Source organism: Streptomyces sp. NPDC002889 (assembly GCF_042888425.1).
Taxonomy (GTDB): Bacteria; Actinomycetota; Actinomycetes; order Streptomycetales; family Streptomycetaceae; genus Streptomyces.
Window position 1 is genome coordinate 25585 of record NZ_JBIAPT010000022.1, and the last position, 13867, is coordinate 39451.

Annotated in this window: 12 protein-coding genes; 6 read left to right on the forward strand and 6 right to left on the reverse strand. The window is 73.1% G+C overall.

All coding sequences use genetic code 11. From position 1 onward, the window contains the following. Positions 1 to 33 precede the first annotated feature (33 nt). From ACFYWI_RS28730 to ACFYWI_RS28745, 4 genes are read right to left on the reverse strand one after another with little or no spacing between them, the layout of a single operon-like run. Positions 34 to 1374: an AAA domain-containing protein gene (locus ACFYWI_RS28730; RefSeq protein ID WP_389238001.1), complete on the reverse strand. Its 1341-nt coding sequence runs from the start codon at positions 1372 to 1374 to the stop codon at positions 34 to 36. Next, positions 1371 to 2957 (reverse strand): hypothetical protein, encoded by a 1587-nt coding sequence (locus tag ACFYWI_RS28735; RefSeq protein ID WP_389238003.1) that lies wholly within the window; start codon positions 2955 to 2957, stop codon positions 1371 to 1373. Before ACFYWI_RS28735 ends, ACFYWI_RS28730 begins: the two co-directional genes overlap by 4 nt. Continuing rightward, positions 2948 to 4201 carry a hypothetical protein gene (locus ACFYWI_RS28740; protein WP_389238005.1) on the reverse strand — a complete coding sequence of 418 codons (1254 nt, stop codon included), beginning with the start codon at positions 4199 to 4201 and terminating at the stop codon, positions 2948 to 2950. Before ACFYWI_RS28740 ends, ACFYWI_RS28735 begins: the two co-directional genes overlap by 10 nt. After that, a complete protein-coding gene (locus tag ACFYWI_RS28745) occupies positions 4131 to 5009 on the reverse strand; it encodes a phosphatase PAP2 family protein (RefSeq protein ID WP_389238007.1) in 879 nt (292 codons plus the stop codon). The genes ACFYWI_RS28740 and ACFYWI_RS28745 overlap by 71 nt, the downstream gene beginning before the upstream one ends. A 195-nt stretch (positions 5010 to 5204) precedes the next feature. On the opposite strand from ACFYWI_RS28745, the gene ACFYWI_RS28750 reads away from it, so the two are divergent. After that, complete coding sequence (locus ACFYWI_RS28750) at positions 5205 to 5801, forward strand: histidine phosphatase family protein (protein WP_389238009.1); 597 nt, start codon at positions 5205 to 5207, stop codon at positions 5799 to 5801. A 410-nt stretch (positions 5802 to 6211) separates the two neighbouring features. Here ACFYWI_RS28750 and ACFYWI_RS28755 read toward each other — a convergent pair whose 3' ends face one another. Beyond that, positions 6212 to 7612: a tetratricopeptide repeat protein gene (locus tag ACFYWI_RS28755; protein ID WP_389238011.1), complete on the reverse strand. Its 1401-nt coding sequence runs from the start codon at positions 7610 to 7612 to the stop codon at positions 6212 to 6214. A 241-nt stretch (positions 7613 to 7853) separates the two neighbouring features. On the opposite strand from ACFYWI_RS28755, the gene ACFYWI_RS28760 reads away from it, so the two are divergent. Together ACFYWI_RS28760 and ACFYWI_RS28765 are read left to right on the forward strand one after the other, a co-directional pair. Beyond that, positions 7854 to 8309, forward strand: a complete 456-nt coding sequence (locus ACFYWI_RS28760; RefSeq protein ID WP_389238014.1) for a hypothetical protein — start codon at positions 7854 to 7856, stop codon at positions 8307 to 8309. Between the two features lie 160 nt (positions 8310 to 8469). Then, on the forward strand, positions 8470 to 9345 hold the full coding sequence (locus ACFYWI_RS28765) for a spermidine synthase (RefSeq protein WP_389238016.1): 876 nt from the start codon (positions 8470 to 8472) through the stop codon (positions 9343 to 9345). 3 nt (positions 9346 to 9348) lie between these two features. Here ACFYWI_RS28765 and ACFYWI_RS28770 read toward each other — a convergent pair whose 3' ends face one another. Beyond that, the gene (locus ACFYWI_RS28770; protein ID WP_389238018.1) at positions 9349 to 9882 is read right to left on the reverse strand and encodes a hypothetical protein; all 534 of its coding nucleotides are present in this window, start codon (positions 9880 to 9882) and stop codon (positions 9349 to 9351) included. An 87-nt stretch (positions 9883 to 9969) separates the two neighbouring features. Here ACFYWI_RS28770 and ACFYWI_RS28775 point away from each other — a divergent pair, with 87 nt between their 5' ends. The 3 genes from ACFYWI_RS28775 (at position 9970) to ACFYWI_RS28785 (ending at position 13846) form a co-directional block, all read left to right on the forward strand. Further along, entirely contained in the window at positions 9970 to 10689 is a 720-nt protein-coding gene (locus tag ACFYWI_RS28775) for a response regulator transcription factor (RefSeq protein WP_389238020.1), read from the forward strand. Between the two features lie 16 nt (positions 10690 to 10705). Continuing rightward, the gene (locus tag ACFYWI_RS28780) at positions 10706 to 12100 is read left to right on the forward strand and encodes a sensor histidine kinase (protein WP_389238022.1); all 1395 of its coding nucleotides are present in this window, start codon (positions 10706 to 10708) and stop codon (positions 12098 to 12100) included. A gap of 264 nt (positions 12101 to 12364) precedes the next feature. Continuing rightward, positions 12365 to 13846, forward strand: a complete 1482-nt coding sequence (locus tag ACFYWI_RS28785; protein ID WP_389238024.1) for a cellulose binding domain-containing protein — start codon at positions 12365 to 12367, stop codon at positions 13844 to 13846. The last annotated feature ends 21 nt before the right edge of the window (positions 13847 to 13867 follow it).

Below are 13867 nucleotides of genomic sequence, written 5' to 3' on the forward strand. Positions count from 1 at the left end.
CCACCGAGCGTGGCCACTGAACACCCCGGCGGCTTACGGCCGCCACACCACCCGGTGCTCCGACAAGTGCGACAGCACCGCGTGGTTCGCCTCCCAGCCGTCCGGGAACTTGACGGTCACGCCCAGCTGGACCGGCTCCGTCGACGGATGTTCGTCCAGGAGGTCGCTCACCCCCGCCCGGCACACCACGATGCACGCGTGCCGGTGACGCGACGCAAGCACGCACAGACGGCCTGTCTCCAGGTGGAATGCCGTCGCGTCCGGGCGGCCCGAGAGCGGGTGCAGGATCACCGTGAAGTCGTACTCCCGGCCCTGGAGCCGGTTCGCCGTGTCCACGGTCACCTCGGAGATGCCCAGCCCGGCGAGCGCGGCGCGCACCGCCGACGCCTGATCGCGGTGGGCCGTGCCGACCGCGATCCGGTCGGCGGTGAGGGGGGCCGGATCGCCGTCCCCGCTGCTCGCCACACCGCCGCGGTCCAGCAGCCTGCGGACCACCTGCGCCACGGCCCCCACCGCCTCCGGGTCCGTACGGGGCGTGTGGCGCGCGGGCAGTTCCAGCAGGCCCCAACCCGACTGGGCGGCCTCGTCGATGACCCTGTCCGGGGCCGAGCCGTCGGAGGCCACCCCGAAGCCGAGCCGGCGCTCGCCCGGACCCGTACCGCTGCGGAAGGGGGTGTACGGATAGAACGCGTCGGAAACGAGCGGCGCCGCCGAGGCCGGGAGCCGCCAGGAGACGGGCAGCCGGTGCTGCGGAAGCTCCGGATTGTGGGCGAGCAGCGTCGAGACCGCGCTCGCCGACGGGTCGTACGACAGCCCGGCCCACTGCTCGGAGCCCACGATCGAGAACGGGTCCAGCTGCCCCGGGTCGCCCACGAACAGCGCCCGTTCGAAGAGCCCCGCCACGGCCAGCAGCGCATCCGAACGCATCTGGTACGCCTCGTCGACGATCGCGTGCCGCCAGGGCTCGACGCCCTGCACATGCGCCCACTTGGCGGCCGTCGAGATGACGATGTCCAGGCCCGTCAGGTCCGCCGCCTTCGACGACGTGCGTACGTTGTCGAGGTCGTCGAGCGCCTTGTCGTAGGGGTCCGAGTCGTTCGAGTGCAGCCGTCCGACCGGCAGTTCCGGCTCCTTGTCGGCAAGCCGCTGGACCAGGTCGTCGACCTGGGCGTTGGTCTGGGCGACGACCATCAAGGGGCGTCCCACCGCGGCCAGTTCGAGCGCGGCGCGCACGACGAGCGTCGACTTGCCTGCGCCGGGCGGCGAGTCCACGACGACGCCCCGCGCGTCGCCGTGCAGGGTGTCCGCCAGAATGCCGTCGGTGGCCCGGGCGGCCTCGCCGGAAGGGTCGAAGGCCCGAGCATCGAGGGTCACAGCAGGTCCTCCGGCGTGGCGAGGTCGGTGCGCTCGGCGGCGCCGCCTGGCGGGCCGCCGTGCGTCCACGGGGTCTCCTCGGGGTCGGGCAGCTTCGGCCCGCCGCGCTGGTCGTGTTCGAACAGGGTCCAGACGATCCGGTCGCCCTTGACCGGCACCGAACCCTCCGCCGGGTCCTTGGCGCGCCCCATCCGGTCGGTGATCTGCAGCACGAAGGTGCCGTCGCCGTCGGCGCGTACGCACACGGCCGTCTGCGGCTTGCCGTCCAGCGAGCGGTACGCCTTCACCCGTTCACCCAGCTGGGGGTGGTCGTCCGTCCGGACGGTGACCAGCGGCCGCGGGCTCGGCCGCTTGGACTCGGACCAGGCCATCACCACCTCCGTGACCTCCGAGGCGAACGCCTCGCCCGCGAGCCGGCGGCCCGCCAGCACCAGCGCATCGTCCAGCGCCTCCTGCGCCTCCAGCTGCGCCTGCGCGGTCTCCCGGGCGGCCAGCTTCCGGGCGGCGGTCACCGCGTCGTCGCGCCTCGGCTGCGGCGGCTCCCCGGCCCGTACCCGGTCGCGATGGGCCGTGAACGACCAGCGGTCCCGGGTCCAGCGGTCCTCGACCCGCGCGCCCTCGGGCAGCTGCCGCAGCAGGTCGACGCAGTCCCACACGGCCCGCCAGGTGGGCAGCAGCACGCTCTCCAGCAGGGTGCGGATCTCCTGCTCGGCCGTACCGAGACGGGCCAGCCGCTCGTCCGCGGCGGCCCCGTCCTCGGCCGCGGCCAGTGCCGTACGCGCCGCGTCGTACCGCTCGATCGAGGGGGCGAGCAGCCTGTTGTCGAACGCCGGGTCCGTCGCGGGGCCGGCCGGCGGGACGAGCAGTTGCCCGTGCCTGTCGCGGGCCAGCTCGGCCCTCAGCGCCGCCTCCGCTCCCGACTCACCCTCCGGCGGGGCGATCCAGGCCAGCAGCGCACCAAGATGCTGGTCCTCCAGCGAGGACTGGCCGGTGGCCCAGTGCCGGTTCAGCAGGTCGGTCGCCGCCAGCAGCAGGGAGGAGCCGGGCACGCGGGCGCGTTCGCCGTAGTGGGTGAGCCACCGGCCGAGCAGCGGGACCCGCGGCGGTGCGGGGTAGGGCGTGTCCGGGTCCTGCTCCGCTGTACGCCGGAACCGCATCGAGCGGCCCAGCAGCCGTACGAACTCCACGCCCGCGCGGCTGGGCACGATCAACTGGGGGGCGTCCGCGCACAGTTCGACCTCGACCTTGATCTTCTTGCCGGTCTCGGGGTCGGTTTCGTTCTTCTCCGCCGCCTCGACATCGTCCGCGTAGGTGTCGAGGTACGGCAGTACGGCGTCGGCGAGGTCGGTGAGGAACGCCGAGCGCAGATCGCGGTCGCGCGGCTGCGGCACGGCCAGCAGCCGGGGCGCAGCCCGGTCGGTGCCGATCAGCGCGCCCAGCGGCGCACCCGCCTCGCCGGCCGTCGTCAGCGGTACGCACACCAGCGGCCGCTGAGACACCCTGCGGTGCCGCACGGTGGCCAGCGGCTGGGCCCGGCCCGTTTCGACCGCCTCCAGCCGGGCGAGGGTTGCGATCAGTGACATGCGCCTGCCTCCCGAGCCGTGGCGACCCGTTCGCCGCCGGAGGCATCCCTCTCCGCCCGCGGGGCGGGAGTCCGAGCGGCGTCGTGCTGTCCCCCGGGGGCCTTGGCCGCGTCGGTCCGCGCCCAGCTCCCCGGTGTGTCCCCGAGCGCCTCGGTGCGCAGGGCTGCGGCCCGCCGCAACGCCGCCACCGTCGGGTCGTCCGGGTCGCCCGCCTCGCCGCGCGCCGCGGCGAGTACCTCGCCGATCGTGGTCAGCCCGCCCAGTTCGCTCCGCACCGGGCGGCCCAGCGTCTGCACCTCGCCCGCCTGCCGCGCCCGGTCGCGGCAGTGGAACGCCAGCTCGCAGGCGGCCAGGCACTCGGGCGCGTACGCGTGCGGGACCGACTCGACAGCGGACGTCAGCTTCTCGGCCGAGGTCCCGAGATCGAAGGTGACGCCCTCGGGCAGGTCGGCCGCGATCTCCTCGACGCGGGTGAGCCTGGCCAGCTGACGCCGGGTCACGGCCAGCTGCTTGCGTACGTCCACCACGGACGCCGCCGGCAGGTTGGAGAAGTCCTTGGGGCAGACCAGAAGCACCGAGTGGGCCACCGACGCGCCGTCCGTGAGCGCGGCGACCCGCTCCAGGGCGAGCACGTACACCGCGGCCTGGCGGGCGGCCGCGCCCACCTTCGCCGCGTCCGCCGAACCGTCGATCATCGGGAACGACTTGATCTCGACGACCGTCCACCGGCCGTCGGGGTGCACCACCACGGCGTCCGGCTCCAGATACGCCGCGGAGCCCGCCACCTCCAGGGCGAGCAGCGGATGGTCGAGCAGCGTCCAGGCCCCGGCGTCGGTCGCCTCGCGCAGCGCCAGCGCCGTACGTGCGGCTCTGCCCTGGGGTCCGGCGGCCGCCAGCTCGGGGACGCGGACCTCGCCGGGGTTCTCGAGGCCGAGCAGCTTCAGCAGCTCCCGGCCGCCGTCGGCCTTGACCCTGGCCTCGAAGGCGTTGCCCCGCATGAACGCGAACTGGGACTGACCGAATGTGGCAGGCGCCCCCAGGGCGGAGGCCAGCGCCGCCTTGTCCACCCCGGCGCCGTCCAGCAGTGCGCGGCGCCGGCACCCCGGGTTGGCGGCGAGGGCGGCCAGCGCGCGGGCGTCGAGCGGATGGGGCTGCGCGGCAGGGCCGCGCAGCTCAGCGAGCCGCTGCCGGAGTGCTGTCGTCGGCGCCTGCGGAGGAGGTCCGCTGTCCAGGGATTCGCTCACCCGCGGAAGTCTCGCATCCGCCACCGACAACCGGGGACTGCGAGGCAGGTGGGATGCGGCCGAAGCGTGCCCGCGCCCGGTCGGCGAGGCGCATTGCGGGCCTGGTCAGCAGCGCGCCGACGCCCATCACGGCGACGCCGGCGACGGCGTCCAGGAAGTAGTGGTTGGCGGTGCCCATCACCACGATCGTGGTGAGCAGCGGGTAGGCGACCCCGAGGGTCTTCATCAGCGGCGTACGGCCGTGCCGCCACAGCATCACACCGCACCACAGCGCCCAGCCGACATGCAGGCTCGGCATCGCCGCGTACTGGTTGGTCATCCCGCCGAGTCCGCGCGGCGCGCTCGCCTCGCCACCCCACCAGCCGTACGAGCTGTACTGGGCCATCGTGTCGACGAAGCCGTGCCCGGCCGCGAGCAGCCGCGGCGGGCAGGTCGGCATCAGGGTGAAGCCGAGCAGACCGAGGAGGGTGGAGCACATCAGCCAGGTGCGGGCGGCCCGGTAGCCGGCGGGGCGGCGCCGGAAGAGCCAGACGAGGATCGCCGGGGTGACCAGATAGTGCAGGGAGGCGTAGGCGAAGTCGGCGGGTATGCCGAGGGCGGGGGTCTCGCTGAAGAGACGATTCAGCGGGTGCTCGGCGTTGAGGAGGAGTGCCTTCTCGGCCCGGAGTATCGCCAGTCCGTTGTCGACCGCGGTCGACACATCACCGCGTGCCAGCAGCCGTCCCGCGGAGTACGCGGCGTACACGACAACGATCAGCAGTAGTTCGGTCCACCATCGTGGCCGATGGCGAGGCGCGGTATGCGTCATCCGAACGTTTCTCCGTCTTCAGTTCAGGCAGCCACCCGGCGGCGTTCAACCGTACGGTGTACAAGGTGGCACTGTCGCAGCGTTTTCGTCGTTTCTCCGTCGCCGAAGGGGACGTCGAGATCGCTCCGGAGGTTGCCTGCCGTTCAGGTGCGCGATGATGAAACTCCACCGGTTCGTGACTTTCAGGGAGCCCTCATGGCACCGCGGATGCTGCTCGCCCGGCACGGCCAGACCGAATGGTCGCGGTCCGGTCGGCACACCGGCAGGACGGACATCCCCCTGCTCGAGGAGGGCCGGCGCGGTGCGAAGCTGCTCGGTGAGCGGCTGCACCGGGCGCCCTGGTCGGGCCTCGAGGGCGTCGAGGTACGCACCAGCCCGCTGCTGCGCGCGAGCGAGACCTGTGCGCTCGCGGGCTTCGCGGGGCGGGCGCAGCCCTGGGACGCGCTGATGGAGTGGGACTACGGGGCATACGAGGGGCTGAATCCGCCCGAGATCCACGCGGATCAGCCGGGCTGGCTCCTGTGGCGCGACGGCGCCCCGGACGGCGAGACCCTCGCCGACGCGTCGGCGCGCGCGGACGAGGTCGTGGCGTGGGCGCGCTCGGCCGACCGCGACGTGCTCGTCTTCGCCCACGGCCACATCCTGCGCGCGATCGGCGCCCGCTGGCTGGGCGAGGACGTCTCCTTCGGCGCCCGCATCAGGCTCGACCCGACGAGTCTGTCGATCCTGTCCTGGGCGTACGGCGACCCGGCGATCGAATTCTGGAACGACACGGCCCACCTGGAGGGTTGACGGGGGCGGCCTCGCCGCCATGGTTCAGGGCCGCGCTTGCGACCGGGCCCGGCACGCGCGTGCCGGCCCTCCGCCAGGGCCCCTGCTTCCGGATCAGGCCGGGTCGGCGAGGTCGGTCCGGGGCGTTGACCGGGGACGGCTGTCGGGGCCGTTGCCCCGTGTCCGCCTGCGTGGCAGGGCGCGCGGACCCGGGTCCCCGGCCGCTGTGCCGACGGCGGTCGGGCCCGACGGAACGCCGACACGCGTTGGCCCGGCAACGTGCCGACGCCGCGGCGTTGTTGCGCATGCGAGGCGGCGGCTGTCGGGGCCGTTGCCCCGTGTCCGCCTGCGTGGCAGGGCGCGCGGACCCAGGTCAACGCCCCCTTCGCCGACGGCGGTTGCGACCCGTGGGCACGCGTCCGTTCCGGCGGTCATGCCCGGCGGAACGCCGACACGTGGCGGTCCAGGAACGTGCCGACGCCGGGCGTCCGGCGGTGGGGGAGCAGGGTGCGGGCCGTGTCCGCCAGTATCGTCTGGATACGGGACGACCGGACCTCGTCCATCAGGTCGAGCACCCGGTCGCCCGCGGCCGCCGCCTCCTCCGGCGCCCCCGCCCGTGCCAGGTCCGCGGCGAGTTCCGCCCGGTACAGCGCCAGGTTGCGAGTGAAGCGGCGGTCCTGGAGCCCTGCGGCGCGCCGGGCGTGGCCGGCGGCGCGCGACCAGTCGCCGAGCGCCGACCAGCACTGCGCCCGCAGCGCTTCCAGTTCCGGCTCCCCGAAGAAGGACATCCACTCCGGGTCCGCGTCCGAGGCCCCCCGCTCGAAGTACGTGTGCGCCCGCGCCAGCGACTGCTCGCAGCTCGTACGGTCACCGAGCCCGGCCCACCCACCCGCCTCCCGCAGCGCGAGCAGCGACAGCAGCCGAGGTGACGCGATCTGCCGGGCGGCGCGCTGGCCCGCCTGCGCGGTGCGTACCGCCTCGCGGTGCCGGCCCGCGTCCCTGGCCAGGAACGAGGTGTTGCAGAAGGCATGCGCCTCGAGTGCCGGGTCCCCCGCCACCCGTGCGGTGGCCAGCGCCTCCGCGTAGTGCGAGCGCGCGTCGTCGAACCGGCCCGAGTCATGGGCCAGCCAGCCCACCGAGATGGCCAGTTCGCCGGCGCCCGCGTGCAGGCGCTCGGCCGTGGATCTGCGGGTGATGGTGCACGCGTCGAGCAGCGCGTACGCGGCCCGCAGCGGGCGGGCGGCTCGCTGGTAGAGACCGTCCGCGCCGTGCCGGTCGTCGAGCAGCCGGATCCGGCGTACCGCCTCCTCGACCGCGTTCACCTCGGTCTCGCCGACCCTCCCTGCGGCTTCGCCGGGGGGACCCCCGGGCGCGGGCACGGACCCGAGTCCGAACCCGAGGGACGCGGCCACCGTGGTGGGGCCGCTCGTCATGAATGCGCGACGCAGCACGTCGCTCTCCTCGTCGCTGTCTCTGTTGCTGTCGCTGGGGCTGTTGTGCAGGCTGCCGTCGAAGGGACAGCACGGATGGATCGGGCCGGCCTGTGGGGCCGCGCCGCGTCCGCGCACACGTTCCCTCGGGGTGAAGCCGAGATCCGCCAGCGTCAGTCCGGGGAACATGTGCAGGAACACGCGCTCGTACGCGTAGTTGGGACAGCGGATCTCGCCGGCCTCGACACGCCCGATGTACCGCGCGTCGCACGAGACCTGCTCGCCGATCTCCCGCGCGGCCCTGCGCACCGCCGCCGCGAACTCGCCCGGCGAGCGCTGTCCGCGCAGCCGGCGGAACGCCAGGTTGGGAACCGCCCGTGATGCCTGTGACGATGACGCCATGGCCGAGCCCTCTCTCGGTGCCGCCGTGTTCCGGCGGAGCAAGAACGTACCTGTTGTGACAGGTCGCTTACCGAGAGTTTGGCTACAAAAGGGACATCTCGTCGGCGTTCTGCCATGAAGTGCCATCCTTTGTGGCGGCGTGCCGCCGTAGCCCTTGACGCCGACAGGCGTTGAACCATACGGAGGCCCGGGTACGTGTCTCCACTCGAGCGAGGAGGCGATCCCCTTGTTGGAGGTCGGCATGGAGACCGGCGCCACGGACGACGCGCACAGCATTGCGACGACGGCCAGGCACCGGCCCACGCAGGACAGCAGCGCGCCACCGAGACCCGACGGGGCCGCAGGCCCCGCCGAGCCGTTGGACCTGGTGACCGTCCCCGCCCGGCAGGGGCTCGAAGCGGTGGACATCCTGCGCCGCGCCGCCGCCCCCGCCGTCGGACCGGTGCTCCACGACGGCGCCTGCGACACCCTCGGCTTTCTCGTGCCGCCCGGAACTGCCGACGGCTGGGACATGCCGGGCAGCGCCTGTACGCAGACATCGGGCCGCGGGCTGCGCATCCCGGCCGAGCCGCCGGGCCAGGACTCCGGCTGGCTGCTGCCGCCCGACGACACGGACGCCGTCACCGACCCGGCCGTGCTGCGCGAGGCGCTGGGCGAGGCGGCCCGGCTCATCGAGGCCGCCGACAACTGCCGCTGACCGCGTGGCCCCGCAGGCCCCGCCGACCCGCCTGCACCGCTGAGCCGTGGGGCACGGGATCACACGGGTGGGGGACAGGAGCCGCCGGCCAACGAGCCGGAACGTCGGCAGTGGCGGCCGCGCGGCGACATCCGCACCGCCGGGCGCCGATAATGGTCGGGTGGCGAAGAGCAAACGGCGGGGACGTGCGGGTGGGGGCAGCGGCCCCGACCCCGTCGTCGCGTCGGTCGACGGCGGGCTCGCGGAACTGATACCCGACCGGGAGCGTCCGCGTGGCTGGACGCTGCTCATCGACGGTGCGCCGCAGTCCTATGTCGATCTCGACGACCCGGCCCATCTGTCCTTCGAGTACCAGCGCAGACTCGGCCATGTCGCCGATCTCGTCGCTCCGCCCGGACGCCCGGTCCAGGTCGTGCATCTCGGCGGCGGAGCCTTCACGCTGGCCCGGTATGTCGCGGCAACCCGCCCCCGCTCCACCCAGCAGATCGTCGAGCTGGACGCGGCACTGGTCCAACTCGTCCGCGCGCAGCTTCCGTTGGATCCCGGTGCCCGGATACGGGTCAGATCGGCCGACGCCCGCGCCGGCCTCACCAAGGTTCCCGACGGCTGGGCGGACCTGGTGATAGCCGATGTCTTCAGCGGCGCCCGTACCCCCGCGCATCTGACCAGCACCGAGTTCCTCGGTGAGGTACGCAGGGTCCTGCGGCCGGGCGGCTGCTACGCGGCCAACCTTGCCGACGGCCCGCCGCTGGCCCATCTGCGCGCCCAAGTCGCCACCGCGGCGGCCGTCTTCCCCGAACTCGCGCTCGCCGCCGACCCGACCGTCCTGCGCGGCCGCCGCTTCGGCAACGCGGTGCTGCTCGCATCGGACAGCGTCCTGCCGGTCGCCGAGCTGACCCGCCGTGTCGCGGGCGACCCGCACGCCGGCCGGGTCGAACACGGCCGTGCGCTGGCCGACTTCACCGGCGGCGCGGCCGCGGTGACCGACGCGAGCGCCAAGCCCTCGCCCGTACCGCCTCCCGCGGTGTTCCGATAGCGGTCAGCGCTCGTCGAACTGGACCATCGGCGGATGCCCGTTCCAGGTATAGAAGACCGAACTCTCCTTGCCGTCCTGGGTGAACGTCACCCGGATCCAGGTCGGCTGCGTCCACACCTGCATCTGCCAGCCCGCTGCCGGAGTCGCCGAGACCAGCTCCGCCGAACGTGTCCCGACGTCGAAGACGGTTCGGCCGCCGGTGACCGTATGGCTCTTCACCGTGCCCGACTCGTACGCCGGAGATGACGACGGCGACGACGCCGGTGGCTTGCCGGTGCCCGGTCTGCGGGCCGCGGGTGTGCTGCGCCCGGGCGACGGCGAGGTGGCCGAAGGGCTCGGCGGGCGATGCGTGGAGGACGCCTGCGGCTCGACCGCCTGGGTCGTCGAGGTCTGCGCGGTGATCGGGAGCGCGCGCGGCCGGTCGTACGCGGTTCCGGCCATGACCGTGTGGACGCCCCACCAGGACAGCGTCACCGCCGCTCCGGTGGACAGCGACCACGCCACGGCATGTACGAGTCCTCTGCTCACCCGGCTCATAGTGCACCACGCACCCCGTGTGTGTCCCGCGCCCCAGCTCCCTCCCTCACGGGACCGGGGTCCCCCGAATGGCGTACGGTGCCGCCCATGGCAAGTGTGCTCGTGGTCGAGGACGACCAGTTCGTGCGCTCCGCCCTCATCCGGCACCTGACCGACGCCTCACACACCGTACGAAGTGTCGGCACGGCTCTCGAGGCGCTGCGCGAGGTGGCCCATTTCCGTTTCGACGTCGTCATTCTCGACCTCGGCCTGCCCGATCTGGACGGGGCGGAGGCGCTGAAGATGTTGCGCGGCATCACGGACGTACCGGTGATCATCGCGACCGCGCGGGACGACGAGACGGAAATCGTCCGGCTGCTCAACGACGGGGCGGACGACTACCTCACCAAGCCCTTCTCGGTGGAACATCTCTCGGCGCGTATGGCGGCCGTCCTGCGCCGGGCGCGCGCGAGTGCCGCGGACGCTCCGCCCTCGCGGGTGATCCGGGTCGGCGGGCTGGCGATCGATCCGCTGCGCCGCCAGGCGGAGTTGGACGGGGCGTCGCTCGACCTCACCCGCCGCGAGTTCGACCTGCTGGCGTTCCTCGCGGGCCGGCCCGGCGTGGTCGTGCCCCGCAGGGAACTGCTCGCCGAGGTCTGGCAGCAGAGCTACGGCGACGACCAGACCATCGACGTCCATCTGAGCTGGCTGCGGCGCAAGCTCGGCGAGACGGCGGCACGGCCCCGCTATCTGCACACCCTGCGGGGAGTCGGAGTGAAGCTCGAACCCCCGAACGGACACCGGGCGTCGGACGGACTCCGGCCATGAGAAACGGACAACGGTCATGAGATGGGCGCTCGTCAGGGTTTCGCTGGCCGTCACCGCGATGGTGGTGCTGGCTTTCGCCGTACCCCTCGGCATGGTCATCAAGGAGATGGCCCGGGACCGCGCCTTCTCCAACGCCGAGCGGCAGGCCGCCACCATCGGCCCCACCCTCACCGTCACCACCGAGCGCCGTCCGCTGGAACGGGCCGTCAAGTCCACGCCGGCCGGTGCGGCCGGGCGGATGGCCGTGCACATCCCGGCGTCCGGTGAAGCGGGCAGCCAGCCCCTGGAGATCGGTACCAGGCGCGCGGCGGCGAGGGACCTGGCGACCACGCAGCGGATCGGACGGGCCTCCATCACCGAGGTGACCGGCGGCTCGGCGCTGCTGCAGCCCACCGCCATCGGCACCGGCCAGATCGCCGTCATCGAGATCTTCGTCCCCGAGGGCGAGGTCTCCAACGGCGTCGACACCGCCTGGCTGGTCCTCGCGGGCGTCGGCATCGCACTCATCGTCGGCTCGGTCGCCGTCGCGGACCGGCTGGGCGTACGGATGGTGCGGCCCGCGCAACGGCTGGCGGGCGCGGCGCACGAGCTGGGGGAGGGCAGGCTCGGGGCGCGCGTCCCCGAGGAGGGCCCGCCCGAACTGCGCTCCGCCGCCATCGCGTTCAACTCCATGGCCGACCAGGTGGTCCAGCTCCTCGCCAACGAGCGTGAGCTGGCCGCGGACCTCTCGCACCGGCTGCGTACCCCGCTGACCGTGCTGCGGCTCAACGCCGCGTCACTGGGCGAGGGGTCGGTCGCCGAGCAGACCAGGGCGGCCGTCGCGCAGCTGGAGCGCGAGGTCGACACGATCATCCGCACCGCGCGCGAGGCGAAGCCGCAGACTGCGGCGACCGGCCCGGGCGCGGGCTGTGACGCTGCCGAAGTGGTGCGGGAGCGGATGGAGTTCTGGTCGGCGCTCGCGGAGGACGAGGGCCGCAAGGTGCGGCTCGCGGGCGTCGAACGTCCCGTACGCATCCCGGTCGCCCGCCCCGAACTGACCGCCGCGCTCGACGCGTTGCTCGGCAATGTCTTCCGCCACACCCCGGAGGGCACCGCCTTCTCGGTCGACGTGCACAACAGCGACGACGCCGTCATCGTGCTGGTCTCGGACGCCGGCCCGGGCATCGCCGACCCGGCCGCCGCAATGGCCCGGGGCAACAGCGGGGCGAGGGACGGCTCGACGGGGCTCGGCCTGGACATCGTGCGCCGGGTCGCGGAGTCGACGGGCGGGGACGTACGCATCGGCAGCTCGGTGCTCGGGGGCACGGAGGTACGCGTGTGGATCGGCCTCGACCCGCGTGAGGCCTCGCGTGGGGAGCGCAGGCGCGGGCACCGGGGGCGGGTCTCCAGGCGCCGCAGGGCCATGGCCTGAGGCACCGTCCGGCGCTCCTGGACCCGGTCCCGGCCCGCCGGGGTAGGGGACCATGGTCCTGTGCGCTCCCGCCGCCGCTGTCGGAGCGCCGGCGAGCCGTCGCTCCGACCGGCACAGGTCTCTACCATTAATCCGTTCCGATGCCCTCCTTAAGGCCGCCCTAAGAACCTGAACCCCCGCCCCGAACCGGTCATTTGTCCGTTTCGCGGTCGCTAGCGTGCTGCCCCAGCACCCCCACCCCCGTAACGCAGAGGCAGGCACCCGATGGGCAGCAGTACGCACCGGCGCAGGGCGAGCGGCACGACGAAGGCGATCGGCGCGGTCGTCGCGTCCGCGGTGATCGGCGGCATGGCGCTCGTGCTCACCGGCACCGCTCAGGCGGCCGCGGTCGGCGCCGCGTACACCAAGACCAGCTCCTGGGCCGGCGGCTACACCGGGCAGTACGTGATCACCAACGCGACCGGCAAGGCGCAGTCGGACTGGACGCTCGAGTTCGACCTGCCCGCCGGGACCACGATCAGCTCGCTGTGGAACGGCGAGCACACGGCGAGCGGGCAGCACATCACGGTGAAGCCCGCGAGCTGGAACAAGGACCTCGCGCCCGGCGCCTCGGTGACCGTCGGCTTCGTCACCTCCGCGAGCGGCAAGGCCGCCGATCCGACCTCCTGCCTTATCAACAAGATCAAGTGTTCGGTCGACGACGGGGCGACGCCGCAGCCGAGCGGCCGGCCCACCGAGCAGCCCACGCCCACGCCGACCGCCACGGCCACCCAGAAGCCCACCCCCACGCCCACTGCTTCGACCCCGACCCCGACTCCGACGGCCACGGCGACCGGGAACCCCCGGCCCGGCGCGCCCGCCCGCTACGCGCCGTACATCGACACCTCTCTCTACCCGGCGTACGACATGCTGGACGCCTCCGCGAAGACGGGGGTCAAGGAGTTCAACCTCGCCTTCATCACCTCCGGCGGCAGCTGCGCCCCGCTGTGGGGCGGCGTCACGGCCCTGGCCGACGACAAGGTCGCGGCCCAGATCGGCGACCTGCGCGCCAAGGGCGGCGACGTCCGGGTCTCCTTCGGCGGCGCGGCCGGCCACGAGCTGGCGCTGAACTGCTCCTCGGCGAGGGACCTGGCCAAGGCCTACGGCAAGGTCATCGACACCTACAAGCTCACCAAGGTCGACTTCGACATCGAAGGCGCGGCCCTCCCGGACACCGCCGCCAACTCCCGCCGCTCGCAGGCCATCGCCCAGCTCCAGAAGGAGCACCCGGGCCTGGACGTGTCCTTCACGCTGCCCGTGATGCCCGAGGGCCTGACCCAGCCCGGCGTGGACCTGGTCGCCGACGCCAAGAAGAACGGTGTGAAGATCGCCGCGGTCAACATCATGGCGATGGACTACGGCCCGGCGTACAGCGGTGACATGGGTCAGTACGCGATCCAGGCCGCCACCGCCACCCAGGCGCAGATCAAGGGAGTCCTCGGCCTCTCGGACGCGGACGCCTGGAAGACCGTCGCCGTCACCCCGATGATCGGTGTCAACGACGTGGTGACCGAGATCTTCAAGGTCGAGGACGCCACCCAGCTGGTGGAGTTCGCCGAGTCCAAGGGCATCGGCTGGCTGTCCATGTGGTCCTCGACCCGTGACAAGCAGTGCGCGGGCGGCGAGAAGCCGGCCGCGGACGCCACCTGCAGCTCGATCCTGCAGGAGCCGCTGGCCTTCACGAAGGCGTTCGCCGCCTTCAAGTGAGCCGCCTCTGCGGCCCACCAT